Below are 24,405 nucleotides of genomic sequence, written 5' to 3'. Positions count from 1 at the left end.
TCCATCCTGGCCCGCCTGCCGCGCAGTCCGCGGTGGGCGACATCAACCGAAGTTCTACAAGCCGGACGTGCCCGAAACGCAAGCCCGGACGCAATACCCCAACGCGGTCAAGCACCGCCTACAGGAGAAACAAAGATGTCGCAGAAATCCTACGTTGCCGGCGTCGGCATGATCAAATTCGTCAAGCCGGGCACCAGCGGCACCTACATCGAAATGGGTTCCGAGGCTATCCGCCTGGCCCTGAAGGATGCCGGTCTGGACTTCAACCTGGTGCAGCAGGCCTACGCCGGCTACGTCTACGGTGACTCCACCTGCGGCCAGGCCGCCCTGTACGAAGTCGGCATGAGCGGTATCCCGGTCTTCAACGTCAACAACAACTGCTCCACCGGCTCCAGCGCGCTGTTCCTGGCGCGCCAGGCCGTGGAAACCGGCGCCGTGGAATGCGCCCTGGCCTTCGGCTTCGAGCAGATGCAGCCGGGTGCCCTGAAAGCACACTGGGACGACCGTCCCCGCGCTACCACCCACATGACCCAGGGCGTGATCGACGAGCTGTGCGCTGACGTCGCCGGCATTCCGGGCGCCCTGCAGATGTTCGGTGGCGCTGGCCGCGAGCACATGCAGAAGTACGGCACCCAGATGAGCACCTTCGCTGCGATCCGCGCCAAGGCCAGCCGTCACGCCGCCAACAACCCGCTGGCGATGTTCCGCAAGGTCGTCACCACCGAGGACGTGATGAACGACCAGGTGATCTGGCCGGGCGTGATGACCCGCCTGATGGCTTGCCCGCCGACCTGCGGCGCCGGCGCGGCGATCATCTGCTCCGAAGCCTTCGCCAAGAAGCACGGCCTGCGCACCGACGTGGTGATCCTCGCCCAGTCCATGACCACCGACCGTCCGGTAGCCTACGAGGCGAAGTCGATGATCCAGGTCGTCGGTTTCGAGTTTGCCCAGCGCGCGGCGAAGGAAGTCTATGAAAAGGCCGGCGTCGATCCGAAGGACATCCGCGTAGCCGAAATGCATGACTGCTTCGCGCACAACGAACTGCTGACCTATGAAGCCCTGGGCTTCTGCCCGGTCGGCGGCGCCGAGAAGTTCGTCCTCGACGGCGACAACACCTACGGCGGCCAGGTCGTCACCAACCCGTCCGGTGGCCTGCTGTCCAAGGGCCACCCGCTGGGCGCCACCGGCCTGGCGCAGTGCTACGAGCTGACCCGTCAGATCCGCGGCGTCGCCGAAGGCACCCAGGTGGAAGGCGTGAACCTCGCCCTGCAGCACAACCTCGGTCTGGGCGGCGCCTGCGTCGTCACCCTGTACGGCCGCGGCTGATTGCCGGCTCGGTGAACTGAGCGAACAGCACGGGGCCCCGCCTGAGGGTGGGGCCCCCGTGTTCTGACGCCCTGCGCAATACCCCTCTCGCAATACCTCTTCTGCAATTCCCCCTTCCAGCCTTCCGTTTTACCCATCGCCCAGCCTGCCGGGCCCGCGAAATTCGCCGCCATTTTCCGACGAATGCCGCGCCGATGCCTGCGTCATTCGCATTGATCAATGCTCCGGGCTAGAGCGGCTGCATCGCTGTGGCAGAACGTCGCCCCCTGCCTACCCGACGCGGGTAGTTATGTCTCCCCACCCCCCGTGATGATCATGAGCTCGCGACATGTCCGCTGTTTCATCTGTATCGGTGGCCATTCAGCACCAGCGTCGACCACGACTGGCTCGTGCGTTGTATCGACGTGCACTTCCTACGAATAGCGGAGAGCGAAACCATGACAACAAAAACAATTCTGAAATCGAGCGTTATTGCACTGTCTCTTCTGGCTACCAGCGTCATGGCAGCCGTCAGCCCCGACGAAGCGGCCAAGCTCGGCACCAGCCTGACCCCGCTGGGCGCCGAAAAGGCCGGCAACGCCGACGGCAGCATCCCGGCCTGGACTGGCGGTCTCAAGCCGGGCGCCGCTCCGGTGGACGCCAACGGCTTCCTCGGCAACCCCTTCGAAAGCGATAAGCCGCTGTTCACCATCACCAAGGACAACGTCGCGCAGTACAAGGACAAGCTGACCCCCGGCCAGCAGGCGCTGTTCCAGCGCTACCCGGACACCTACAAGATTCCGGTCTACCCGACCCGCCGTAGCGCGGCGGCTCCGCAGAAGGTCTACGACGCAGCGAAGAAGAGCGCCCTGACCACCGAGCCGGTCAACGACGGCAACGGCCTGAAGAACTTCGACCAGTCCCATTACTACGCCTTCCCGATTCCGAAGAACGGCGTGGAAGTGGTGTGGAACCACGAGACCCGCTACAAGGGCACCAACTACCGGCAGGTCATTGCCCAGGCCACTCCGCAAGCCAACGGCACCTTCACCGTTGTCGAAATGGAAATGCGCGTCGCCTTCCCGGAGCAGATGACGGATGTGCCGGCGGACAAGGGCGCCAACTTCCTCTTCTACGCCACCCAGACCGTGGTCGCTCCGGCCCGCCTGGCCGGCAACGTGACCCTGGTCCACGAGACCATCGACCAGGTCAAGGAACCGCGCCTGGCATGGGCTTACAACGCCGGCCAGCGCCGCGTGCGCCGCGCCCCGCAGGTCGCCTATGACGGCCCGGGCACCGCCGCCGACGGCCTGCGCGTGGCCGACAATGCCGACATGTACAACGGCGCGCCGGACCGCTACGACTGGAAGCTGGTCGGCAAGAAGGAGCTGTACATCCCGTACAACAACTACAAGCTGTGGTCGCCGAGTCTGAAGTACGCCGACATCATCAAGCCCGGCCACATCAACCAGGACCTGACCCGCTACGAGCTGCACCGCGTGTGGGAAGTGGAAGGCACCGTCAAGCCGGGTGAGCGGCACATCTACGCCAAGCGCCACATGTACTTCGACGAGGACACCTGGCAACTGGTGGAAGTCGATCACTACGACGGCCGTGGCCAGCTGTGGCGCGTGGGCGAGGGCTTCCAGGTGCTGGACTACCAGCAGGGCTCCAGTACCTATGCCGCCCAGAGCCTGTATGACCTGATCGCCGGCCGCTACTCGGTGCTCGGTCTGATGAACGAGTCCAAGCGCTCCACCGAGTACGGCAAGGCCTACACCATGAAGGACTTCACCCCGGCCGCCCTGCGCAACGCAGGTATCCGCTGATCTGAAGGCACTGCACCGTTGGGCTTCGCAGGCTCAGCACCAACCTACGAAAAGCACGCACCTGCTCCGAGGCGTGACGTAGGTTGGCGCTGAGCGCAGCGAAGCCCAACAACTGCCGGGCACTGCGTCATGGGGATCGCTTCGCTCAACCCATCCTGCGTGCTCGGCATCTGAAGGCCACCGCCCGGAAACGGAACGGTGGCCTTTGCTTTTCTCAGCCCGACTTCTTCACCAGCACCGGCTGTTCGCGGTAGCGCGCGGGGAACATCTGCCGGAGGTTTTCCACCTTTGGCAGGTCGTTGATGACGATGTACGGGTAGCTCGGGTTTTCCGTCATGAAGTCCTGGTGGTAATCCTCCGCCGGGTAGAAGCCGCTGTCCTTCTCGATGCGGGTGACGATTGGCGCGGGGAAGGCACCGGCTGCGCCGAGCTGGGCGATATACGCCTCGGCGATGCGGCGCTGCTCGTCGGAGGTCGGGAAGATCGCCGAGCGGTACTGGGTGCCGTGGTCCGGGCCCTGGCGGTTCAGCTGGGTGGGGTCGTGGGCCACCGAGAAGAAGATCTGCAGCAGCGTGCCGTAGGAAACCTGGCTCGGGTCGTAGGTGACCTGCACCGACTCGGCATGTTCGGTATCGCCGTTGCTGACCATCTCGTACTGTGCGGTCTGCGCCGTGCCGCCGGCATAGCCGGACACCGCGCGGGTCACTCCGCGCACGTGCTGGAACACCCCCTGCACGCCCCAGAAACAGCCGCCGGCGAAGATCGCGGTATCCGTCTTCGCCATGCCGGCCGGCTGGTCGAGCGCGGGCGGGGGCAGGGCGACTGCCTTCTCCGCCGAACCCATGGAAAACACCTGGCCCTGCCACAGCAGCAGGCCGGCGGCCAGCGTCGCAACACCGGCAAGCAGCGCGCGCCGTGAGGATGAAATCGAGGTGTTCATGATGCGGTTACCTCCTGCGCGTCAGCCGAAAGTGAAGGCGTAGGCCGCGACTTCGGGGTCGAGGAATTCGATGCTGAAGGTGCGCTCGGCGATCTCGCCGGGCTGGCGCACCAGTTGGTACAGGCGCTGCTCGGTGATCGTGCCGCTGCCGTCCGGTGCCACGTCGCTGCCGTGGGCGTCGCCCGGCGCCTTGCCGTCGATGGTCACGCGGAAGCGCACCGGCTTGCCGTCCGGCCCCGGGCCGAGCACCAGGTGCAGGTCGCGCGCCTGGAAGCGGTAGACGATGCGCCCGGACCGGCCTTCGAGCACGGCGCGTTCCGGCTCGATGGTCCAGCTGCCTTCCAGCCCCCACTGGTTCAGCGCCGGTTGCGCCGGGGCGCGGTAGCTGCCCGGTTCATCGGGCACCACGGCGCCGCTGGACGCGAAGTTCTCGGCGCGGTCGTAGCCCAGGTAGGTTTCCGGCGAGCGCATCTGCTGCATGTCCGCCGCCTGCTGCACGCCCTCGGCGCGCACGTCGATCAGGCCGGCGGCGACCTTCTGCGCGCCGGATTCGCGCAGCAGTTGCTGGATCACTCGTTCCGACTGCTCGTACTCGCCCTCGCCGAAGTGGTGATGGCGGATGCGTCCGTTGGCATCGATGAAGTAGTGCGCCGGCCAGTACTGGTTGTCGAAGGCGCGCCAGATCGCGTAGTCGTTGTCGATGGCCACCGGGTAGTCGATGCCGAGCTTGCGCATTGCCTTGGTGACGTTGCCGACATCGCGCTCGAAGGCGAATTCCGGCGCGTGCACGCCGATCACCACCAGCCCCTGGTCGCGGTACTTGTCCGCCCAGGCTTTCACATAGGGCAGGGCGCGCAGGCAGTTGATGCAGGAGTAGGTCCAGAAATCCACCAGCACCACCTTGCCGCGCAGGCTTTCGGCGCTGAGCGGCGGCGAGTTCAGCCACTCCACGGCGCCGCCCAGCGAGGGCAGGGGGCCTTCGTCCGGCAGCGCGGTTTTCTGCATGCGCATGGCATCGTTGGCGGCCATCATCATGCCGGCGGATTCGTTCCGCATCGCCGGTGCAGATCGCTCGCGGGGAGTGGCCAGACTATCCACCAGTTTCTGTTCCAGGCCGCCGGTGGAAGCGAGGGACAGCCGGGCCAGCACGCCGGTGTCCATGCCGAGGGCGATGGCGGCGACACCGGCCAGCATGGTGGCGCCGAGGCCGCGCTTGATCCATTCGCCGGCGCCAAGAGATCGCTTCATGGCGGCGAACACCTTGCCGCCGAGCAGCACGGCGAACGCCAGCGAGGTGGCGGCGCCGGCCGCGTAGGCGAGCAGCAGCAACGCCGAGTTCAGGCTGGCGCCCTGCAGCGCGGCGCCGGTCAGGATCAGGCCGAGGATCGGCCCCGCGCACGGTGCCCACAGCAGGCCGGTGGCGATGCCGAGCACGAACGATGCGCCGGGACGCCCCTGTCCATCGCTCTGCGCCGCTGCCGACAGGCGATTGCCGGCGGCGACCAGCGGGCGGGTCAGGCGTTCGGCGATGCTCGGCAGCATCAATGCCAGACCGAAGACCGCGACCAGCGCCAGGGCCAGCCAGCGCCCGTACTGGTTGGCGGCGACCACCCAGCCACCGCCGACGGCGGCCAGCGAGGCGACCACGGCGAAGGTCAGCGCCATGCCCGCCAGCAGCGGCAGTCCGCTGCGCGAGAAGCGCTGGCCGGCGCTGGCGAAGACGAACGGCAGCACCGGCAGGATGCACGGGCTGAGGATGGTCAGCACGCCGCCAAGGTAAGCGAGAAGAAGCAGCAACATGGTGTGTGTCTCGTGCAGGTGAGGTCAGGCCGCATCGGGCGTGAAGGTCAGCGACAGGCCGTTCATGCAGTAGCGCAGGCCGGTGGGCTCCGGGCCGTCCTCGAACACGTGGCCGAGGTGGCCGCCGCAGCGCCGGCAGTGCACTTCGCTGCGGACCATGCCGTAGCTGCTGTCGGTGCGGGTGCCGACGGCGTTGTCCAGCGGTTGCCAGAAGCTCGGCCAGCCGGTGCCACTTTCGAACTTGGTCTTCGAGGAAAACAGCGGCAGGCCGCAGCCGGCGCAGGCGAAGGTGCCGGCGCGGTGCTCGTCGTTGAGCGGGCTGCTGTAGGGCATCTCGGTGCCTTCCTCGCGCAGTATCCGGTAGCGCTCCGGCGGCAGGCGCTTGCGCCATTCGGCGTCGCTGTAGGCCACTTCGAAGCTTTCCGCTGCCACGAAGCGCGGCAGCAGGCCGGCGAACGCGAGGGCGGTCGCGCCGGTGAAGAGGAATTGTCGTCTGGTGCTCATCGCGTCCTCCGCCATGCGGGAGTGGTCGGGATGGCTGGCAGGTTATGGGGGATGCGGTCGCGAAGTCCTCACGGGGAGTTAAACAATTCGTGATACCTCGGCGTTCGGAAATTTCGCACAATGAGGTTCACGCCAGTCAGGATTCATCCCCTATGGATCAGCCTAGACGCGTCCTGCTCGTCGAGGACGACATCCACATCGCCGACCTGCTCGCCCTGCACCTGCGCGACGAGCAGCTGGAGGTGCTGCACTGCGCCGACGGCACCCGAGGCCTGCGCGAGGTGGAGCGGGGCGGCTGGGACGCGCTGATCCTCGACATCATGCTGCCCGGCGTCGACGGCCTGGAAATCTGCCGCCGCGCCCGGGCGATGGCGCACTACACGCCGATCATCATCATCAGCGCGCGCGGCAGCGAGGTGCAGCGCATCCTCGGCCTGGAACTGGGCGCCGACGACTACCTGACCAAGCCGTTCTCCGTGCTGGAACTGGTGGCGCGGGTCAAGGCGCTGCTGCGCCGCGCCGACGCCATGGCGCGCAGCGCGCGGGTGGACGCCGGCAGCCTGTCGCAAGGCGGGCTGTCCATCGACCCGTTGGCCCGCGAAGCGAGCCTCGACGGCCGCCGCCTCGACCTGACGCCGCGCGAGTTCGACCTGCTGTACTTCTTCGCCCGCCAGCCAGGCAAGGTGTTCACCCGCATGGACCTGCTGAATGCCGTGTGGGGCTACAACCACGAAGGCTACGAACACACCGTCAACACCCACATCAACCGCCTGCGCGCGAAGATCGAGGCCGACCCGGCGCAACCGGTGCGCATCCTCACGGTGTGGGGCCGGGGCTACAAGTTCGCAGCGGCGGAGGACGCGCCGTGAGCCTTACGCTGAGCCAGCGCCTGTCGCTGGTGTTCGCCGTGCTGCTGGCGGTCTCCGCCGGCACCTCCGCATGGCTGCAACTGCGCTCCAACCAGATGCGCGAGATGGAAGTGGTGCAGGGCCTGTCGCGCGACCTGGCCGCCACCATCGCCCGCGACAGCCAGTTGATGGATTCCAGCGGCATCCGCCCGGACGCCGCGCGCCAACTGTTCAGCCAGTTGATGGTGGTCAACCCGAGCGTGGAGGTCTATCTGCTCGACGATGCCGGCCGCATCACCGGCCACGCCGCGCCACCTGGCCGCTTGCGCCGCGAGCGCGTCGACCTGGCGCCGCTGCGGCGCTTCCTGGCCGGCGACATGCTGCCGATCCTTGGCGACGATCCGCGCAGCACGGACGCGCGCAAGGTATTCAGCGCCGCGCCGCTGCGGGTCGGCGGACGCGACATGGGTTTCATCTACGTCGTGCTGCTGGGCGAGGAACACGACAAACTGGTCCAGCGCGGCGCCACCAACCAGGTCTTGAGCACCGCGCTGTGGTCGCTCGGGCTGGTGGCGCTGCTCTGCCTGGTCGCCGGCCTGCTGGCGTTCGGCTGGATCACCCGGCCGCTGCGGCGCCTGACCGAGACGGTGCGCCAGTTCGATATCGACGCCGCACCGGCGCCGCTGCCGCCGGCTGTCGAAGGGGCGAAGGACGGCAACGACGAGATCGCCGTGCTCGACGGCGCCTTCCGCCAGATGGCGACCCGCCTCGGCGAACAATGGCGCGCCCTGACCCGACAGGATCAGGAGCGCCGCGAGCTGATCGCCAATATCTCCCACGACCTGCGCACGCCGCTGTCGTCGCTGCATGGCTATCTGGAAACCCTCTCGCTGAAGGACGCGACGCTCACCCCGGAAGAGCGCCGCCGCTACCTCGGCATCGCCCTCGACCAGAGCCGCAAGGTCGGCGGGTTGGCGCAGTCGCTGTTCGAACTGGCGCGGCTGGAATACGGCTTCGTCCAGCCCGAGCGCGAGCCGTTCTCGCTGACCGATCTGGTGCAGGACGTGTTCCAGAAGTTCGAACTGGCCGCGCAGGACCGGCAGGTGACGCTGACGGCGCGTTTCGATGCGCAAGTGCCGCCGGTTTGCGCCGACCTGGGGCTGATCGAGCGCGTGCTGACCAACCTGCTGGACAACGCCCTGCGTCACACGCCGGAGGGCGGGGTGGTGGAGGTGTCGCTGCAGCCACAGGCGGATTCGGTGGCGGTCACCGTCGCCGACACCGGCCCCGGCATCCCGCCCGAACTGCGCGAGGGATTGTTCCAACGCCCCTTCGCCCTCGGGGGCGAACGCCGCAGCGGCGGCCTCGGATTGCGTATCGTGCAGAGCATCCTGCAACTGCATGGCGCGGAGATACGGCTGGTGGAGCTGCCCGGATGGGGCGCGGCGTTCCGTTTCGGCTTGCCCCGGCAGGCCTGATGCGCGCGATCATTTTTTCGCGGGCATGGCCCCTACAGTCCGTCGTGGGGCGAGTTCCTGTAGGAGCGAGCTCTGCTCGCGAAGCTTTTGCGGGGCTGATGTTCGCGAGCAGAGCTCGCTCCTACGGGTGACGCTACGTAGGGTGGAAAACGGCGAAGCCTTTTCCACCATCAGGCGCGGCGTGACGGAGCGGTGGACAAGCTTCGCGTTGTCCACCCTACAAAAGCACCTTCGGCAGCAAGACAGTTGCTCCTACAACATCGGGGCTCCCGGGAGGGCGCAAAAAAAATGCGAAACCGGCAAGAGGAACCGATCCCGCATCGATGCTGCCAACGATCGGCAGCCACACCAAAGGGCCCTTTGAGAGCGGCAGATCAACTCGATATCGAGCACTGCCGCCGAGCACCTCGCCATTGCTTGCCAGGCGGCCAGAGGGGGAACAGTGGCGGCCTGCAAGGGTGCAACCTTAGGGCCTGAGCGGGTTCGGTTCTGTAGGACAAGTCCGTCGATGTCCTAGGACTTATCTGAGTCCGCGGATCGATGCTGCGCTGTCTTCGCGGACGTGGCGGTAAGCCCGCCTGCAAGCCGGTCGTCCGGAGGCGCCGGAGCCAGGCCGGTGCGCCTTGACAAGAACGGGTTCGCGGCAATTCTGATAATGATAATTGTTCTTCCGTGATTCTAGCTTCCACACGCTATTGCGTTCGATTGCCCACCCCAGGCTGATCCTCAGCCACGTTCCGGAGCCGCGGAAAATGACCCTCCATCCCCCTGCATTGGTAAAACTGGCTGTCCTGGCCGCCGCACTCGTCGGCGCCGCCAATTCCCTCGCGGCCCCCAGCGCCGAAGGCATCGTCGTCTACAACGCCCAGCACGCCTCGCTGACCAAGGCCTGGGTGGAGGGCTTCAGCAAGGACACGGGCATCAAGGTCACCCTGCGCAATGGCAGCGACAGCGAGATGGGCAACCAGATCGTGCAGGAGGGCGCCGCGTCGCCCGCCGATGTGTTCCTCACCGAGAACTCGCCGGCGATGGTGCTGGTGGACAATGCCGGCCTGTTCGCGCCGGTCGCCGCGGAGACTGTGGCGCAGGTGGCGCCGGCCTATCGCCCGGCGCATGGCAAGTGGGTGGGGATCGCCGCCCGCTCCACGGTGTTCGTCTACAACAAGGACAAGCTGGCCGAGAAGGACCTGCCCAAGTCGCTGCTCGACCTGGCCGGCCCGGACTGGAAGGGCCGCTGGGGCGCATCGCCGGCCGGTGCGGACTTCCAGGCCATCGTCAGCGCGCTGCTGGCGCAGAAGGGCGAGGCCGCCACGCTGGAGTGGCTGAAGGCGATGAAGGCCAACGCCAGCTTCTACCGGGGCAACAGCGCCGTGCTCAAGGCGGCGAATGCCGGGCAGATCGACGGCGGGGTGATCTACCACTACTACAGCTTCGTCGACCAGTCGAAAACCGGCGAGAACAGCAGGAACACCGCGCTGCACTACTTCCGCCACAAGGACCCGGGCGCCTTCGTCAGCATCTCGGGCGGCGGTGTGCTGGCGTCCAGCAAGCACGCAGACGAGGCGCAGGCATTCCTCAAGTGGGTTACCGGCAAAGGGGGACAGGCGGTGCTGAAGGATGGCGATTCGTTCGAATACGCCGTCGGCGAGGGCGACCAGTCGAACCCGAAACTGGTGCCCCTGGATCAGCTCGATGCGCCGGCCGTGGATGCCTCCAGCCTGAACAGCAAGAAGGTCGTCGAGCTGATGACCCAGGCCGGGCTGCTGTAGGCATGAACGCCGTGCAGCCGGGGAGCGTCAGCACGGCCCCCGTCGGCGCGGACCTTTCCATTCTCCGGCGGCGCAGGAAGCGCAATGGCGCCGCCCGCTGGGTCACCGCTTCGGCGCTGGTCGTGTCGCTGCTGGCATTGACGCCGCTGGCCTTCGTCGCGGCGGTGAGCGTCGAGACCGGCTGGGCGACCGTCCAGCAACTGGTGTTCCGGCCGCGCGTCGCCGAACTGCTGGTGAATACTGCGCTGCTCGGCGTGCTTGCCGTTCCGCTGGCGGTGGCGCTGGGCGTCGCGCTGGCCTGGCTGACCGAACGCACCGACCTGGCTTTCCGCCGTGGCTGGTCGCTGCTCGCCGCCGCGCCGCTGGCGATACCGGCCTTCGTCCACAGCTATGCCTGGATCAGCCTGGCGCCGGCCATCCACGGGCTGTTCCCGGCGGTGCTGGTCTCGGTGCTGGCCTATTTTCCGTTCATCTACCTGCCGGCTGCGGCGGCCATGCGGCGTCTCGACCCATCCATCGAGGATGTCGCCGAGTCGCTGGGTCTGAAGCCCTGGGCGATATTCTTCCGCGTGGTGCTGCCGCAGTTGCGCCTGGCGGTCTGGGGTGGGGCGTTGCTGGTCGGGTTGCACCTGCTGGCGGAGTACGGCCTGTTCGCGCTGATCCGCTTCGACACCTTCACCACCGCCATCTTCGACCAGTTCCAGTCGTCGTTTAACGGCCCCGCAGCCAACATGCTGGCGGGCGTGCTGGCGCTCTGTTGCCTGGGGATGCTGATCCTGGAATCGGGCACGCGCGGCAAGGCGCGCTATGCGCGGCTCGGTCCGGGCAGCGCGCGCCAGCCGCGAATCCATCGCCTGGGCCGGCGGACGGCCGTCATGGCGCAGCTGCTGCCGCTGGCCACCGCCGCGCTGGCCCTTGGTGTGCCGCTGATCACCCTGGGCCGCTGGCTGGTCGAGGGTGGAATCGAGGTGTGGCGCCTGGAAGAAATCCTTCCGGCACTGGGCCAGACGCTGCTGTACGGCACGGTCGGCGCGCTGCTCACCACACTCGCGGCAATCCCCATCGCCTGGCTGTCCGTGCGCTCGCCGGGCCGGTTCCACCGATTCCTGGAAGGCTGCAACTACATTTCCAGCGCCTTGCCCGGCATCGTCGTGGCGCTGGCGGTAGTGACACTCTCGGTGCGCTTCGCCCGGCCGCTGTACCAGACCGTCATCACCGTGCTGCTCGGCTACCTGCTGATGTTTCTGCCGCGCGCGCTGGTCAGCCTGCGCGCGGGGATCGCCCAGGCGCCGGTGGAACTGGAGAACATCGCCCGCAGCCTCGGGCGCACGCCGAGCCAGGCGCTCTGGGGCATCACCATGCGCCTTGCCGCGCCCGGCGCGGGAGCCGGCGCCGCGCTGGTGTTCCTGGCGATCGTCAACGAGCTGACCGCGACCCTGCTGCTCGCACCCAACGGCACCTACACCTTGGCGACCGGCTTCTGGGCGTTGACCAGCGAGATCGACTACACCGCTGCGGCGCCCTATGCGCTGATCATGGTGCTGATGTCGCTGCCGCTGACCTGGCTGCTCTACCGGCAATCGCAGCGGGTGGCAGGCCGATGAGCGCGCTGGAAGTGCATGGCGTGTCGCGCTTCTACGAGGATGTCCTGGCCGTTGTCGATGTCAGCCTGTCGGTGGCGGAGGGCAGCCGCACCGCCATCGTCGGACCCTCCGGTTCCGGCAAGACCACCCTGCTGCGGATGATCGCCGGATTCGAAATGCCCGACTCCGGCAGCATCACCCTCGGCGGCGAGGTGCTGGTGGACGGGGCGACCTGCCTGCCGGCCCACCGGCGCCAGATCGGCTACGTTCCGCAGGACGGCGCGCTGTTCCCGCACATGACGGTGGCCGGCAACATCGGCTTCGGCCTCGTCGGCGGCAGGGAGGCGAAACGCCAGCGGATCGCCCAACTGGCGGAAATGGTCTCCCTCGCCCCACAAATGCTCGAACGCTGGCCCCATGAGCTTTCGGGCGGACAGCAGCAACGGGTCGCCCTGGCCCGGGCACTGGCGCAGAACCCCCCGGCTGATGCTGCTCGACGAGCCGTTCTCGGCACTCGACACAGGCCTGCGCGCGGCCATGCGCAAGGCGGTCGCGCAAGTGCTCGGCGATTCCGGGGTGACCGCCATCCTCGTGACTCACGACCAGGAGGAAGCGCTGTCGTTCGGCGACCAGCTGGCCGTGATGCGTCACGGACGGCTGGTCCAGGTCGGCCAGCCGATGCACCTGTACCTGCGCCCGCGCGACGAGGAGACGGCGATCTTCCTCGGCGATGCCATCGTCATGGCGGCGCGTATCGAGGGCGGCTGGGCGGACTGCGAGCTTGGCCGGCTGCCGGTCAGCGACGGCGAATTCCATGGCCCGGCGCGCATCATGCTGCGTCCGGAGCAACTGCGCCTGAGCGACATCGGCACGACGCCGCCGGAACTGGACGGTCGCATGGGCGTGGTGACGGACAAGGACTTCGGCGGCAGCAACTGCACGGTCACCGTCCGCTTGACCGGGCCCCTCAACGGTTCTTCCGGGCAGATGCCGGAGCGCTGCGTGCCGGTGCGCGTCCCCGGCATCTTCGCTCCGGCGCAAGGCAGCACCGTGCACCTTTCGGTGATCGGCGAGGCGCACGTATTGGCCTGACGTTGGCAACCTTGTAGGTTGGGCTGAGCCCGCGAAGCCCAACACCCTGGTGCCGGCTCGAACGATTGTTGGGCTTCGCTGCGCTCAGCACCAACCTACGTTTGCAGCCTACGTTTCAATGCGGGGCTTATCGCACCTCCCGCTTGTAGCGCAGGCGCCACTGGTGCAGCAGTGGCTCGGTGTAGCCGCTGGGTTGCTCGCGGCCCTTGAATACCAGGTCGCAGGCGGCGCGGAAGGCGTGGGAATCGTCGAAGTCGGGCGCCATCGGCCGGTAGAACGGGTCGCCGGCATTCTGCCCATCCACCACTTTTGCCATGCGCTGCAGCGTCTTCAGGACCTGTTCCTGGGTGACCACGCCGTGGTGCAGCCAGTTGGCGATGTGCTGGCTGGAGATGCGCAGGGTGGCGCGGTCTTCCATCAGGCCGACGTTGTGGATGTCCGGCACCTTGGAGCAGCCGACCCCCTGTTCGACCCAGCGCACCACGTAGCCGAGGATGCCCTGGCAGTTGTTGTCCAGCTCCTCCTGCAGTTCCCCGGCGGACCACTCCGGCGCGGCGACCACGGGCACCGTCAGCAGGCCGCGCAGCAGTTCGTCGCGCTCGCCGCTGTGGTCGGTCAGCTCCAGCTCGACCTGCACGGCGGCGACGTCGACCTGGTGATAGTGCAGGGCGTGCAGCGTGGCCGCGGTGGGCGAGGGCACCCAGGCGGTTGTGGCGCCGGCCTTCGGGTGGCCGATCTTCTGTTCGAGCATGGCCGCCATCAGGTCCGGCATCGCCCACATGCCCTTGCCTATCTGCGCCCGGCCGCGCAGCCCGCAGGCCAGGCCGACCAGCACGTTGTTGCGCTCGTAGGCGTCGATCCACGGCGTGCCCTTCATCGCGCCCTTGCGCAGCATGGCGCCGGCCTCCATGGCGCTGTGCATCTCGTCGCCGGTGCGGTCGAGGAAGCCGGTGTTGATGAACACCACCCGCGCGCTGGCGGCGGCGATGCAGGCCTTGAGGTTGACGGTGGTGCGCCGTTCCTCGTCCATGATGCCCATCTTCAGGGTGTGGCGCGGCAGGCAGAGGACGTCCTCGACACGGCCGAACAGCTCGTCGGCGAAGGCCACTTCCGCCGGGCCGTGCATCTTCGGCTTGACGATGTAGACGCTGCCGCTGCGCGAATTGCCCTTGCGCTGCAGGTCGTGGATGGCGATCAGCGAGGTGATCATGGCATCCATGATGCCTTCCGGGATTTCGTGGCCGTCGTCGAGGATGATCGCCGGATTTGTCATCAGATGGCCGACATTGCGCACGAACAGCAGCGAACGCCCGTGCAGGGTCAGCGGCGCGCCGTTGGCGGCGGTGTAGGTGCGATCCGGATTGAGACGGCGGATGAAGCTTCCAACAGCCTTGTCCACTTCCTCGGCGAGATCGCCTTTCATCAGGCCGAGCCAGTTGCGATAGGCCGCCACCTTGTCGTCCGCGTCGACCGCGGCGATGGAGTCCTCCAGGTCCATGATGGTGCTGACGGCGGATTCGAGCAGCACGTCCTTGACCCCGGCCGGATCGTTCTGGCCGATCGGGCTGGCCGGGTCGATCTGGATTTCCAGGTGCAGTCCGTTGTTCTTCAGCAGCACGGCGGTGGGAGTCAGGTGGTCGCCCTGGTAGCCGAGGAACTTGGTCGGCTGGGCCAGGCCGGTGACGCTGCCGTCCTCCAGCGTCACGCGCAGTTGGCCGTCCTCGATGCGATAGGCGCTGGCGTCGGCGTGGGAACCACTGGCCAGCGGCACGGCCTGGTCGAGGAAGGCGCGGGCGAAGGCGATGACCTTTTCGCCGCGCCGCGGGTTGTAGCCCCGGCCTTTCTCGGCGCCGCCTTCCTCGCTGATCGCGTCGGTGCCGTAGAGGGCGTCGTACAGCGAGCCCCAGCGGGCGTTGGCGGCGTTCAGCGCGTAACGCGCGTTCATCACCGGCACCACCAGTTGCGGGCCGGCCTGCTGGCGGATCTCGCTATCGACGTTGCTGGTGGTGATCTGTACCTGATCCGGTTGCGGCACCAGGTAGCCGATGGTTTCGAGGAAGCCGCGATAGGCGGCGTGATCGCCGATGGGGCCGGGATGGCTGCGGTGCCAGTTGTCCAGCTCGATCTGCAGGCGATCGCGCTCGACCAGCAGGGCGCGGTTCGTCGGCGCCAGTTCATGCACCAGCAGGTCGAAGCCTTCCCAGAAGTCCGCCACCGGCACGCCGGTGCCCGGCAGGGCTTCTTCCTCGATGAAACGCAGCAGGCTGTTGGCAACCTGCAGTCGATGTCGGGGTGCTCGTTCGATCATCGCAAGGTCCTCCAGAGGGAACTGTAGGAGTAGGGCGGGTGCAACCCGCCATTACATCTCCGAACTGGCGGGTTGTACCCGCCCTACGAATCCGCTTTGCATCAGAGCGCTGCCACGCCGGCCTTGGCGATCTGCGCGTCCAGCTCGGCCCGGACGCCGGAGACGCCGACCGCGCCGATCACCTGGCCATCCACCAGGATCGGCACGCCGCCCTCCAGCATGCCGCTGAGCACCGGCACGGAAAGGAAGGCGGTGCGTCCGCCGTTGATGGTCTCCTCGTAGGCTTTCGTCTCGCGGCGGCCGAGGGCGGCGCCACGGGCCTTTTCGACGGCGATGTAGGCGGTGAGCGGAACGCCGCCGTCGAGGCGCTCCAGCGCCAGCGGATGACCGCCGTCGTCGACCACCGCGATGCTCACCGCCCACTGGTTGGCCTGGGCTTCGGCACGGGCCGCGGCGAGGATGCGGGCGACCTCGGTCTGGGTCAGCACGGCTTTCGTTTGCATGGCATTACGCTCCTTTCTCCAGTGCCTGGTCGACCAGCTCGATCCAGTGGCGGACGGGCGTGCGGCCGGCGCCGTCGAGGTGGGTCTGGCAGCCGATGTTGGCGGTGACGATCATGTCCGGATGGCCGCTCTCCAGTGCGTCCAGCCGGTTGTCGCGCAGGCGCCGCGAGAGTTCCGGCTGGGTCAGCGAATAGGTGCCGGCGGAGCCGCAGCAGAGATGGCCATCCGGCACGGCGGTGAGATGGAAGCCTAGCCGACGCAGCACGTCCTCGACCGCGCCGCCGAGTTTCTGCGCGTGCTGCAGGGTGCACGGACAGTGGAAGGCGAGGCGCTGGTCGCAATGCAGGCCGAGCTTCTCCAGCGGCTCGGCGCGAATGACTTCCACCAGGTCCCTGGCCAGCTCGCTGACCCGTTGCGCCTTGCCTGCGTACTTCGGATCGTCGCGCAGCAGGTAGGCGTATTCCTTGACGAAGGCGCCACAGCCGCTGGCGGTCTGCACGATGGCTTCGGCGCCGGCTTCGATGGCCGGCCACCACGCGTCGATATTGCGCCGGGCATCCGCCAGACCCTGTTCCTGTGCATTCAGATGGTAGTCCACCGCGCCGCAGCAGCCCGCCCGCGATGCCGGCGTGACGCTGATGCCGAGGCGATCCAGTACCCGCGCGGCGGCCGCGTTGGTGTTCGGTGAAAGCCCCGGCTGTACGCAGCCTTCGAGCATCAGCACGCGTCGTTCGTGACGTGGTTGCGGTCGCACTCCCGGTGCCGGAACCGCGCGCGGCAGCTTGGCCTGGAGCGCCTGCGGCAGTAGCGGGCGCAGCGCCTCGCCGGTATTCACCAGGGTGCGGAACAGTGCCGGATGCGGCACCAGCGCGCGCAGGCCGCCACGCAGCAGGCGCTGGCCGAGCGGACGCGGCACCCGTGCCTCGATGGCGGCGCGGCCGATGTCCAGCAGCTTGTGGTACTCGACGCCGGACGGGCAGGTGGTCTCGCAGTTGCGGCAGGTCAGGCAGCGGTCGAGATGCTCCTGGGTCTTCTCGCTGACCTGGTCCTGTTCGAGGAACTGCTTGATCAGGTAGATGCGTCCGCGCGGGCCGTCGAGTTCGTCGCCCAGCTCCTGATAGGTCGGGCAGGTGGCATTGCAGAAGCCGCAGTGCACGCAGGTGCGCAGGATGCGTTCGGCTTCCATGGCGTGGGGTAGCTGGCGGGCGGCGTCGCTCAGGTTGGTTTGCATGGTCAGACCTCGGCGTACAGGCGTCCGGGGTTGAAGATGCCGCGCGGGTCGAGGCGGCGCTTGAGGGCCCGGTGGTAGCGCAGCAGCGGCTCGGGAAGCGGGTGGAAGGGGCTGTCCACCTGGCCCGGGGTGAAGCAGGTGGCGTGCCCGCCGACGCGGGTGACGGTGGCGCGGATTTCGTCCGCGTCGGCGTCGGATTTCAGCCAGCGCTGGGCGCCGCCCCAGTCGATCAGTTGCGTGCCCGGCAGCGAAAGGGGTGGGGTGTTCGCCGGCAGCGACAGGCGCCACAGTGGTCGGGGATCGTGGAAGAACGGCAGACGCTGCTCGCGCAGGTCGTCCCACCAGCCGGCATCGAGGTCATCGCCGCCGATGCGTTCGCAGGCCGCCTTCACCGAGCCTTCGTTGCCTTCGAAGCGCAGGTACAGGGTTTCGCCATCGTGGCTGGCGGCGCTCAGCGGCAGCGGCTGCTGGCCCCACTCGCCGAGCCGTATCAGGGCACGCTCCAGCGGCATGCTCTGGCGCAGGCTGACCCGGCAGCGCGGCTTCGGCAGGACCTTGAACGACGCCTCGGTGATCACCCCGAGGCAGCCCAGGCTGCCGGCCATCAGGCGCGACAGGTCATAACCGGCGACATTCTTCATCACTTCGCCGCCAAAACGCAGATGGGTGCCCAGCCCGCTGATCAGCCGGGTGCCGAGGACGAAGTCGCGCACCGCGCCGGCCCACGGACGCCGCGGCCCGGACAGTCCCGCCGCGAGCATGCCGCCGACCGTGGCCTCGCCGTCGAAGCACGGCGGCTCGCAGGCGAGCATCTGTCCGGCCTCGTCCAGCGTGGCCTGCAGCTCGCGCAGCGGCGTACCGCTGCGGACGGTGACCACCAGTTCGGTCGGGTCGTAGGAAACGATGCCGCTGTGGCCACGCACATCCAGTATCCGCGCCTGTAGCGGACGGCCGAGAAAAGCCTTGCTGGAGCCGCCGCGAATCTCCAGCGGCGCGCAATCCGCCAGTGCCTGGCGAACCTGTTCCAGCAGTTTTGCGCTGCGATCCATCAGAAACGCTCCAGGTCGGGAAATGGCAACTGGCCGTGGTGGATGTGCATGGCGCCGAATTCGGCGCAGCGGTGCAGGGTGGGAATGTTCTTGCCGGGATTGAGCAGCCCCTGCGGGTCGAACGCCGCCTTGACCGCATGGAACAGGGTCAGTTCGTCGCTGTTGAACTGGCTGCACATCTGGTTGATCTTCTCGCGCCCGACGCCATGCTCGCCGGTGATGCTGCCGCCCACCGCCACGCACAGTTCGAGGATGGCGCCGCCCAGTTCCTCGGCGCGCTGCAGTTCGCCCGGCTGGTTGGCGTCGAACAGGATCAGCGGGTGCATGTTGCCGTCGCCGGCATGGAACACGTTGGCGACGCGCAGGCCGAAGCGTTCGGACAGCGCGGCGATGCCCTCCAGCACGCGCGGCAGCTCGCGGCGCGGGATGGTGCCGTCCATGCAGTAGTAGTCCGGCGAGATGCGCCCGACGGCCGGGAAGGCGTTCTTGCGCCCGGCCCAGAACTTCTGCCGTTCCTCCTCGTCGCGGGCCTGGCGCACTTCGCTGGCGCCGGCCTTTTCCAGGATCGCCCGGACCCGCTCGCAGTCCTCGTGGACGTCGGCTTCCACGCCATCCAGCTCGCAGATCAGGATGGCCGCGGCGTCCACCGGATAGCCGGCGTGGATGAAGTCCTCGGCGGCGCGGATCGCCAGGTTGTCCATCATCTCCAGGCCGCCGGGGATGATGCCGGCGGCGATGATGTCGGCCACCGCGCCGCCGGCCTTCGCCACTTCGTCGAAGCTGGCCAGCAGCACCTTGGCCACCTGCGGCTTGGGCAGCAGTCGCACGGTGACCTCGACCACCACGCCGAGCATGCCTTCGGAGCCCATGAACAGGGCGAGCAGGTCGAAGCCGGGGCTGTCGAGGGCGTCGGAGCCGAGGGTCATGCGTTCGCCCTCGATGGTGACGATGTCCAGGCGCACCACGTTGTGCACGGTCAGGCCGTACTTCAGGCAATGCACGCCGCCGGCGTTTTCCGCGACGTTGCCGCCGATGGAGCAGGCGATCTGCGACGACGGGTCCGGCGCGTAGTACAGGCCGTAGGGCGCGGCCGCCTGGGAGATCGCCAGGTTGCGCACGCCGGGCTGGACGCGGGCGAAACGCCCGACCGGGTCGATTTCGAGGATGCGCTTGAACCGCGCCATCACCAGCAGGATGCCTTTCTCCAGCGGCAACGCACCGCCGGAAAGCCCGGTGCCGGCGCCACGGGCAACGACCGGCACGTTCAGGCGGTGGCAGAGGGCAAGGAGCGTTTCCACCTGCTCGACGTGCTCGGGCAGCGCCACCAGCATCGGCGTGGTGCGATAGGCGGAGAGCCCGTCGCACTCGTAGGGGCGCAGGTCCTCGGTCTCGTGGAGGATTTCCAGGTCGGGCAGGGCGGTGCGCAGCTCATGCAGCAACGCCGCCTTGTCCACGTCAGGCAGTGCGCCATCCAGGCGCTCGTCATGGAGGATGTTCATCCAGGCTCACCGATTTTGTTCTGATCGGAGCCGGCGTGGAGCGGCTCCGGCGTGGCCTACAGGCCCTGCTAGACTGGACCGGGCCATGCGTAGCGTCCACCTGCGGGGGCGCTGGTCCTACCAGTTTGTGCGGACCATGTGTGGCTCAGGGCCCGCTGCAGAGCCCTGTCTCTACAAGCGTAGTCCTGCACTGTTGCACTGGTCCTACCAGTTGGGGGCGATATGGGTGGAGAGATCCGGCAGGGCCACAGCAAGGTGGCCGATCAGGTCGCCGAGCGCATCGAGCGGCTGATCGTCGATGGCGTGCTGAAGGTGGGGCAGGCGCTGCCCTCCGAGCGGCGCCTGGTGGAGAAACTCGGCTGCTCGCGTTCGGCGCTGCGCGAGGGCCTGCGCGTGCTGCGTGGGCGCGGCATCATCGATACCGAGCAGGGACGCGGCTCGTTCGTCGCCGCGCTGAACGGCGCCAGCGACGTCTCGCCGCTGATGCACCTGTTCAGCTCGCAGCCGCGCACGCTCTACGACCTGCTGGAGGTGCGCGCGCTGCTGGAAGGCGAGTCGGCGCGGCTGGCCGCCCTGCGCGCCACCGAGGCCGACCTGGTGCTGCTGCGCCGCCGCTACGAGGAAATGTTCGAGGCCCCCGGCGACGACGATCCGCGCGCCCATGCCCGGCGCGACCACGCGTTCCACCGGGCGATCAGCGAGGCCTCGCACAATCCGGTGCTGGTGCACACCCTGCAGTCGCTCAACGACCTGATGCTGAGCACGGTGTTCGCCTCGGTGAACAACCTCTATCACCGGCCGGCGCAGAAACGCCAGATCGACCGCCAGCACACGCGCCTGTACAAGGCGGTGGTCGATCACCTGCCGGACCAGGCCCAGCGCGCCGCGCGCGAGCATATCCAGAGCGTTCGCGACAGCCTCAGGGAAATCGAGCAGGAAGAGCAGCGGCTGGTGCGCGCGACCATGCGTCTGGAAGGCTGGGGATGAATTTCGTGGCTCCCACGCGCCGGAGCGTGGGAGCGCGCAACGCTTCGCCTCAGTGGCGGCGCATCACCAGGAAGGCCACCAGGCCGCAGGCGATCCCGGTCGCCAGCGCCGTCTGCCACGGGTGTTCGACGACATATTCGCCGGAAGCGCGGACCGCCGCGCGGCCCTGACGCTGGGTACGGTCGAGGATGCCCTTGCTGGTGTCGAGCAGATGGCCGAGTTTGGCCCTGAGCACGGGCGCTTCCTCGGCGGCGATTTCACGGCCGGTCTTGAGCAGGGAGTCCATCTCGTCGATCAGCGCCTGCAGTTCGGCGATCGTCTTGCCCTGGATGGCGGAGATGGGGTGATGGTTGCGAGAGGTGAATAGCATGGCGGTTCTCCTCGTCTGTGGATGCATCTGTCCATGGGTAAAGGTCTTGACCCGGGAAGCTCGCTACAGGTTCAGGAAAGCCGACATTCCGGTCGGGCACCAGCCCTTCGTTGCTCAACCCATCCTACGGGATCTTCAAGCGGGCTCCGTAGGTTGGTGCTGAACGCAGTGAAGCCCAACATGGAGAGCTTCGTGCGGGGCAGCGGGGGCTTTCTAGCGGCCGGGGAGAAGAGGAGCGAGGTGGGTGATGCTCAGGTATTGCGGGGCGCGCAGCGGGTAGCAGGCCAGCAGACGGGCGCGTGCTTCGGAGAGGCTCATGTGGCGGGCGAACGAACGCAGAACGGTCTTGCCGGGATGGCGGTCGTCCTGGAAATGTACAAGGAACTCGTGCATGGCATTGGGGGGCAGGAAGTGGGAAGAGAGCGCCGGACAACGGTCGCCTGGAAAGGGGTGAATGATAGCGTCGCCAGGGCCATCGGGCTTGCCTCAAGTCATGCGCAAGCGGCCCCAGGCGACGTTCGGTCGGAGATTCATGCGGGGCAAGAAGCGGCGACCGCAGCCGCCGCTTTCGTGAGGGGAACGCAGTGCTACCAGACCGTCCCTATCGGCCGCGGGCTGGTGTAGTCGAGGCGCAGGGCGAAGGCATGCATGAAGAAGGCGGAGAGCTGGTTGTCCACCGCCGTGCTGTTGATCGAGGAGAGGCGGCCTTCGACCCGGTGGGTCCGCCGGCTTATCGCGGAATATTCCTCATGCACGACGGCCCGGGTGGCCGGGTCGGCAATGATCCTGAAGGTACTGTGGGGCAGGTCGTCGCGCTGGCGGGCCTGCAGGCGGAGCTCGGGATGTCCGTCGGCGTTGGTGAGCAACTCCACCGTGCAACTCAATCCTCGGTCACGCGCTATCCGACTGGCTTCCTCGAATGCCGGCAGCGCCTTCTGCAGGACGTGAGTTTCGAAGGCGAAGAGGAAGGGATCGTTGTCACGATGCGGTTGTTCGGCTGCTTCGCGGTACATTGCCGGGCCCTCCATGCGTGTGTTGCGGTGTGGGGCGACGCCGGCGGGGTTCCTCGCAGATGCGTATATCACCGACATGGCGGTCGGTTCGCTGACTACCTGCGTTACCCGCCTGGGGTAGCGTCTCGTCAATGCCAATCCACCGCATGACACTTAACTGGCGCCGGACTGTCAACGAACAATCCTTCATATGCAGGCACCCTGCAAATAGCCAATCGTGGCCGCCGCCGCTGATCCGCCATCACAGACGGGCTCGCGCGCTGGAAGCTCGGCCGGTGGAAAGCCCGATTGCGACGAGAGGGGCATCCGTTCGTCGCAATCGGGTTTTCCAACGGTGGTGAAGGAGCACGGTGATATCAGTGGCACTCGATGCGGTTGCGCCCGGCCTGCTTGGCCCGGTAGAGCGCCATGTCGCTGCGGGTCAGCGCTACCTCCGCGCTGGTGTCGTTGGCGTGCATCACGCTGATGCCGATGCTGATGGTCAGGTCGATCCGCATGTCGCCCTCGGTCAGCGTGGACTCCGCCAGGCTGGCCTGGAGGCGCTGGGCGATTGCCGTCGCGCCTTCCATGTCGACATCGACCAGCACCACGGCGAACTCCTCGCCGCCCAGGCGCCCGGCCAGGTCGGTGCGGCGCAGGTGATGGCGCAGGATGCTGGCGAAGTGGCTGAGCGCATGGTCGCCGACCGCATGACCGTAACGGTCGTTGATCGCCTTGAAGTGGTCCAGGTCGCACATGAGGATGCTGGCGCAGCGCTCGTCGCTCTGCCGCAGGTGCTCCAGTTCGGCCTCGGCCAGTTTCAGGAAGTGGCGGCGGTTGAAGACCTGGGTCAGGCAATCGGTGGTGGCGAACTCGTGCAGTTCGGCTTCGATCCGCTTGCGCTCGGTGACGTCGGTGATGAAGCCGTGCCAGAGGATGCTGCCGTCCTCCAGCCGCGTCGGCCGCGCGTCTCCCTGGCGCCAGCAGGTGCCCTGGTCCGGCAGGCAGACGCGATATTCCAGGTGCCAGGGCGACAGGCTGGCGGCGGAGGTTTCCAGCGACGTCCTGTAGAGAGCGAGGTCGTCCGGGTGGATCAGGTCGTCGATGGGCGCGACGCTGGCCGCCACCTGCTCCGCGGCGATTTCGTAGATGTCCTGGATACCGGCGCTGGCATAGGGGAAGAAGGACTCCCCGCCGGGCATCCGCCGCAGCTGGAAGACCATGCCGGGAACCTCGTTGGTGAGATTGGTCAGCAGGTTGGCGGTCTGCTGCTGATGCTCGGCCAGGCTGCGCAGCGCGGTGATATCGGTGGTGGTGCCGATCATGCGTAGCGGCTGGCCTTCGCTGTCGCGGCTGACCACCTTGCCGCGGCTGCAGACCCACTTGTAGCTGCCGTCCTTGCAGCGGATGCGGTGCTCCACCTCGTAGGCGGCGGTGCGCTGCTCGAAGTGCGCCTGCATGGTCGCCTTCACGTAGCCGAGGTCGTCGGGGTGGATGCGCGTGTAGCTTTCCTCGATGCGATTGCCGATTTCTTCGTCGGTGTACCCCAGCAGCGCCTTCCAGCCGCTGGAATAGTGGATCAGGTCGCCCGGGATATCGCGGTCCCAGATGCCGGTCCCGCTGCCGGCGATGGCGAGCGCCATGCGGCGCCGGCTTTCGCGCAGCGCGTCGGCCTGTATGCGCAGCCGCACCGTGGCCTGGTCGCTGTCGGCGATCATCGCCGCGAGCCTGGCGAGTTCCCGCAGGTAGGCGCGCTGGTCGGCATCGAGATCGCCGGGTTTGTCGTCGAACAGGCAGAGACTGCCGATCCAATGACCAGCGCTGTCGAGCAGCGGGCAACTGGCATGGAAGCGCGGGAAGGGGGCCTCGTTCAGCCAGGGCTGTCCGGCGAAGCGCGGGTCGGCCTGCAGGTCGGCGATCACCAGGATGTCCTCGTGAGCGCCGGGCAACGGTTGCCGCAGCGGGAACCCGCTCCAGGATTCCAGCCGCTGGCCGATGCTGATCGATGCCGCGACCACACCAAAATGCAGCCGCGCCAGGCGAGCGAGTGCCTGATAGCGTTCCTCGCCGGGAGTGGCGGGGACTGGCAGGGCGGCTTCGTCGTCAGGCGCGGATAGCGACGGCATGGCGGACTCGGTCGGTGCGGATAGCGGCGTTACGCCATCCTAATCCAGAAACATTCTTTTCGGAAATTTCCGACAGCCCTTCTTAGTCCTGTACGAAATTGCAGACGACTCCGGGTAGGTTGGCGCTGAGCTTGCGAAGCCCAACGCCAATGGTGCAGGCCCCACCGGATGTTGGGCTTCACTGCGTTCAGC

The 24,405-nt window shown here is 67.4% G+C and carries 19 protein-coding genes and 1 pseudogene; 8 read left to right on the top strand and 12 right to left on the bottom strand.

The window, feature by feature from the left end:
- Window positions 1–135 precede the first annotated feature (135 nt).
- Window positions 136–1,326 carry a lipid-transfer protein gene (locus JFY56_RS01005; RefSeq protein WP_208311626.1) on the top strand — a complete coding sequence of 397 codons (1,191 nt, stop codon included), beginning with the start codon at window positions 136–138 and terminating at the stop codon, window positions 1,324–1,326.
- A gap of 437 nt (window positions 1,327–1,763) precedes the next feature.
- Window positions 1,764–3,134, top strand: coding sequence for a DUF1329 domain-containing protein (locus JFY56_RS01000; RefSeq protein WP_208311625.1), 1,371 nt, complete (start codon window positions 1,764–1,766; stop codon window positions 3,132–3,134).
- A gap of 214 nt (window positions 3,135–3,348) precedes the next feature.
- On the opposite strand, the gene msrA is transcribed toward JFY56_RS01000, so the two are convergent.
- Genes msrA through msrB form a run of 3 tightly spaced genes read right to left on the bottom strand, consistent with a single transcriptional unit; the run spans window position 3,349 to window position 6,378 of the window.
- A complete protein-coding gene (gene msrA, locus JFY56_RS00995) occupies window positions 3,349–4,074 on the bottom strand; it encodes a peptide-methionine (S)-S-oxide reductase MsrA (protein ID WP_208311624.1) in 726 nt (241 codons plus the stop codon).
- Between the two features lie 21 nt (window positions 4,075–4,095).
- On the bottom strand, window positions 4,096–5,874 hold the full coding sequence (locus JFY56_RS00990) for a cytochrome c biogenesis protein DipZ (protein WP_208311623.1): 1,779 nt from the start codon (window positions 5,872–5,874) through the stop codon (window positions 4,096–4,098).
- A 24-nt stretch (window positions 5,875–5,898) separates the two neighbouring features.
- Window positions 5,899–6,378, bottom strand: coding sequence for a peptide-methionine (R)-S-oxide reductase MsrB (msrB, locus tag JFY56_RS00985; RefSeq protein WP_208311622.1), 480 nt, complete (start codon window positions 6,376–6,378; stop codon window positions 5,899–5,901).
- Between the two features lie 152 nt (window positions 6,379–6,530).
- Between msrB and JFY56_RS00980 the strand changes: the two genes are divergently transcribed.
- The 5 genes and pseudogenes from JFY56_RS00980 to JFY56_RS00960 all read left to right on the top strand — a co-directional run bounded on the left by JFY56_RS00980 (window position 6,531) and on the right by JFY56_RS00960 (window position 13,148).
- Window positions 6,531–7,247 (top strand): response regulator transcription factor, encoded by a 717-nt coding sequence (locus JFY56_RS00980; RefSeq protein WP_208311621.1) that lies wholly within the window; start codon window positions 6,531–6,533, stop codon window positions 7,245–7,247.
- On the top strand, window positions 7,244–8,704 hold the full coding sequence (locus tag JFY56_RS00975) for a sensor histidine kinase (protein WP_208311620.1): 1,461 nt from the start codon (window positions 7,244–7,246) through the stop codon (window positions 8,702–8,704). The genes JFY56_RS00980 and JFY56_RS00975 overlap by 4 nt, the downstream gene beginning before the upstream one ends.
- A 752-nt stretch (window positions 8,705–9,456) precedes the next feature.
- Window positions 9,457–10,473, top strand: coding sequence for an iron ABC transporter substrate-binding protein (locus JFY56_RS00970; protein WP_208311619.1), 1,017 nt, complete (start codon window positions 9,457–9,459; stop codon window positions 10,471–10,473).
- Window positions 10,474–10,475: 2 nt separating this feature from the next.
- Complete coding sequence (locus tag JFY56_RS00965; RefSeq protein ID WP_208311618.1) at window positions 10,476–12,077, top strand: ABC transporter permease; 1,602 nt, start codon at window positions 10,476–10,478, stop codon at window positions 12,075–12,077.
- A pseudogene (locus JFY56_RS00960) lies at window positions 12,074–13,148 on the top strand (ABC transporter ATP-binding protein). Before JFY56_RS00965 ends, JFY56_RS00960 begins: the two are co-directional and overlap by 4 nt.
- A 127-nt stretch (window positions 13,149–13,275) precedes the next feature.
- Here JFY56_RS00960 and JFY56_RS00955 read toward each other — a convergent pair.
- The 5 genes from JFY56_RS00955 to glcD all read right to left on the bottom strand — a co-directional run bounded on the left by JFY56_RS00955 (window position 13,276) and on the right by glcD (window position 19,738).
- Window positions 13,276–15,456, bottom strand: coding sequence for a malate synthase G (locus JFY56_RS00955; protein WP_208311617.1), 2,181 nt, complete (start codon window positions 15,454–15,456; stop codon window positions 13,276–13,278).
- Between the two features lie 101 nt (window positions 15,457–15,557).
- Window positions 15,558–15,959: a heme-binding protein gene (locus JFY56_RS00950; protein WP_208311616.1), complete on the bottom strand. Its 402-nt coding sequence runs from the start codon at window positions 15,957–15,959 to the stop codon at window positions 15,558–15,560.
- A 4-nt stretch (window positions 15,960–15,963) separates the two neighbouring features.
- Window positions 15,964–17,190 (bottom strand): glycolate oxidase subunit GlcF, encoded by a 1,227-nt coding sequence (gene glcF / locus JFY56_RS00945; RefSeq protein WP_208311615.1) that lies wholly within the window; start codon window positions 17,188–17,190, stop codon window positions 15,964–15,966.
- 2 nt (window positions 17,191–17,192) lie between these two features.
- Entirely contained in the window at window positions 17,193–18,239 is a 1,047-nt protein-coding gene (gene glcE, locus JFY56_RS00940) for a glycolate oxidase subunit GlcE (protein WP_208311614.1), read from the bottom strand.
- On the bottom strand, window positions 18,239–19,738 hold the full coding sequence (glcD, locus tag JFY56_RS00935) for a glycolate oxidase subunit GlcD (protein ID WP_208311613.1): 1,500 nt from the start codon (window positions 19,736–19,738) through the stop codon (window positions 18,239–18,241). Before glcD ends, glcE begins: the two co-directional genes overlap by 1 nt.
- Window positions 19,739–19,960: 222 nt before the next feature.
- Between glcD and glcC the strand changes: the two genes are divergently transcribed.
- Window positions 19,961–20,725: a transcriptional regulator GlcC gene (gene glcC / locus JFY56_RS00930; protein WP_208311612.1), complete on the top strand. Its 765-nt coding sequence runs from the start codon at window positions 19,961–19,963 to the stop codon at window positions 20,723–20,725.
- A gap of 49 nt (window positions 20,726–20,774) precedes the next feature.
- Here glcC and JFY56_RS00925 read toward each other — a convergent pair whose 3' ends face one another.
- The 4 genes from JFY56_RS00925 to JFY56_RS00910 form a co-directional block, all read right to left on the bottom strand.
- On the bottom strand, window positions 20,775–21,095 hold the full coding sequence (locus JFY56_RS00925) for a DUF883 family protein (protein WP_208311611.1): 321 nt from the start codon (window positions 21,093–21,095) through the stop codon (window positions 20,775–20,777).
- Between the two features lie 213 nt (window positions 21,096–21,308).
- The gene (locus JFY56_RS00920) at window positions 21,309–21,488 is read right to left on the bottom strand and encodes a hypothetical protein (protein ID WP_208311610.1); all 180 of its coding nucleotides are present in this window, start codon (window positions 21,486–21,488) and stop codon (window positions 21,309–21,311) included.
- 194 nt (window positions 21,489–21,682) lie between these two features.
- Complete coding sequence (locus JFY56_RS00915) at window positions 21,683–22,108, bottom strand: hypothetical protein (protein ID WP_208311609.1); 426 nt, start codon at window positions 22,106–22,108, stop codon at window positions 21,683–21,685.
- A 356-nt stretch (window positions 22,109–22,464) separates the two neighbouring features.
- Entirely contained in the window at window positions 22,465–24,213 is a 1,749-nt protein-coding gene (locus JFY56_RS00910) for a sensor domain-containing diguanylate cyclase (RefSeq protein ID WP_208311608.1), read from the bottom strand.
- Window positions 24,214–24,405 lie beyond the last annotated feature (192 nt).

It is taken from the genome of Pseudomonas schmalbachii (genome assembly GCF_017589465.1).
Lineage (GTDB): Bacteria > Pseudomonadota > Gammaproteobacteria > Pseudomonadales > Pseudomonadaceae > Pseudomonas > Pseudomonas schmalbachii.
The sequence above is the reverse complement of the archived record's forward strand: the minus strand, read 5'-3'. Positions and strand labels throughout refer to the sequence as shown.

What these genes read in the sequence shown, in the direction of transcription:
- JFY56_RS00970 (WP_208311619.1), top strand. Translation starts at nt 9,457, where the DNA reads ATGACCCTCCATCCCCCTGCATTGGTAAAACTGGCTGTCCTGGCCGCC.
- msrA (WP_208311624.1), bottom strand. Translation starts at nt 4,074, where the DNA reads ATGAACACCTCGATTTCATCCTCACGGCGCGCGCTGCTTGCCGGTGTT.
- glcC (WP_208311612.1), top strand. Translation starts at nt 19,961, where the DNA reads ATGGGTGGAGAGATCCGGCAGGGCCACAGCAAGGTGGCCGATCAGGTC.
- JFY56_RS00965 (WP_208311618.1), top strand. Translation starts at nt 10,476, where the DNA reads ATGAACGCCGTGCAGCCGGGGAGCGTCAGCACGGCCCCCGTCGGCGCG.
- JFY56_RS00955 (WP_208311617.1), bottom strand. Translation starts at nt 15,456, where the DNA reads ATGATCGAACGAGCACCCCGACATCGACTGCAGGTTGCCAACAGCCTG.
- JFY56_RS00950 (WP_208311616.1), bottom strand. Translation starts at nt 15,959, where the DNA reads ATGCAAACGAAAGCCGTGCTGACCCAGACCGAGGTCGCCCGCATCCTC.
- glcE (WP_208311614.1), bottom strand. Translation starts at nt 18,239, where the DNA reads ATGGATCGCAGCGCAAAACTGCTGGAACAGGTTCGCCAGGCACTGGCG.
- JFY56_RS00915 (WP_208311609.1), bottom strand. Translation starts at nt 22,108, where the DNA reads ATGTACCGCGAAGCAGCCGAACAACCGCATCGTGACAACGATCCCTTC.
- JFY56_RS00910 (WP_208311608.1), bottom strand. Translation starts at nt 24,213, where the DNA reads ATGCCGTCGCTATCCGCGCCTGACGACGAAGCCGCCCTGCCAGTCCCC.
- JFY56_RS00925 (WP_208311611.1), bottom strand. Translation starts at nt 21,095, where the DNA reads ATGCTATTCACCTCTCGCAACCATCACCCCATCTCCGCCATCCAGGGC.
- JFY56_RS01000 (WP_208311625.1), top strand. Translation starts at nt 1,764, where the DNA reads ATGACAACAAAAACAATTCTGAAATCGAGCGTTATTGCACTGTCTCTT.
- msrB (WP_208311622.1), bottom strand. Translation starts at nt 6,378, where the DNA reads ATGAGCACCAGACGACAATTCCTCTTCACCGGCGCGACCGCCCTCGCG.
- JFY56_RS01005 (WP_208311626.1), top strand. Translation starts at nt 136, where the DNA reads ATGTCGCAGAAATCCTACGTTGCCGGCGTCGGCATGATCAAATTCGTC.
- JFY56_RS00920 (WP_208311610.1), bottom strand. Translation starts at nt 21,488, where the DNA reads ATGCACGAGTTCCTTGTACATTTCCAGGACGACCGCCATCCCGGCAAG.
- glcF (WP_208311615.1), bottom strand. Translation starts at nt 17,190, where the DNA reads ATGCAAACCAACCTGAGCGACGCCGCCCGCCAGCTACCCCACGCCATG.
- glcD (WP_208311613.1), bottom strand. Translation starts at nt 19,738, where the DNA reads ATGAACATCCTCCATGACGAGCGCCTGGATGGCGCACTGCCTGACGTG.
- JFY56_RS00980 (WP_208311621.1), top strand. Translation starts at nt 6,531, where the DNA reads ATGGATCAGCCTAGACGCGTCCTGCTCGTCGAGGACGACATCCACATC.
- JFY56_RS00990 (WP_208311623.1), bottom strand. Translation starts at nt 5,874, where the DNA reads ATGTTGCTGCTTCTTCTCGCTTACCTTGGCGGCGTGCTGACCATCCTC.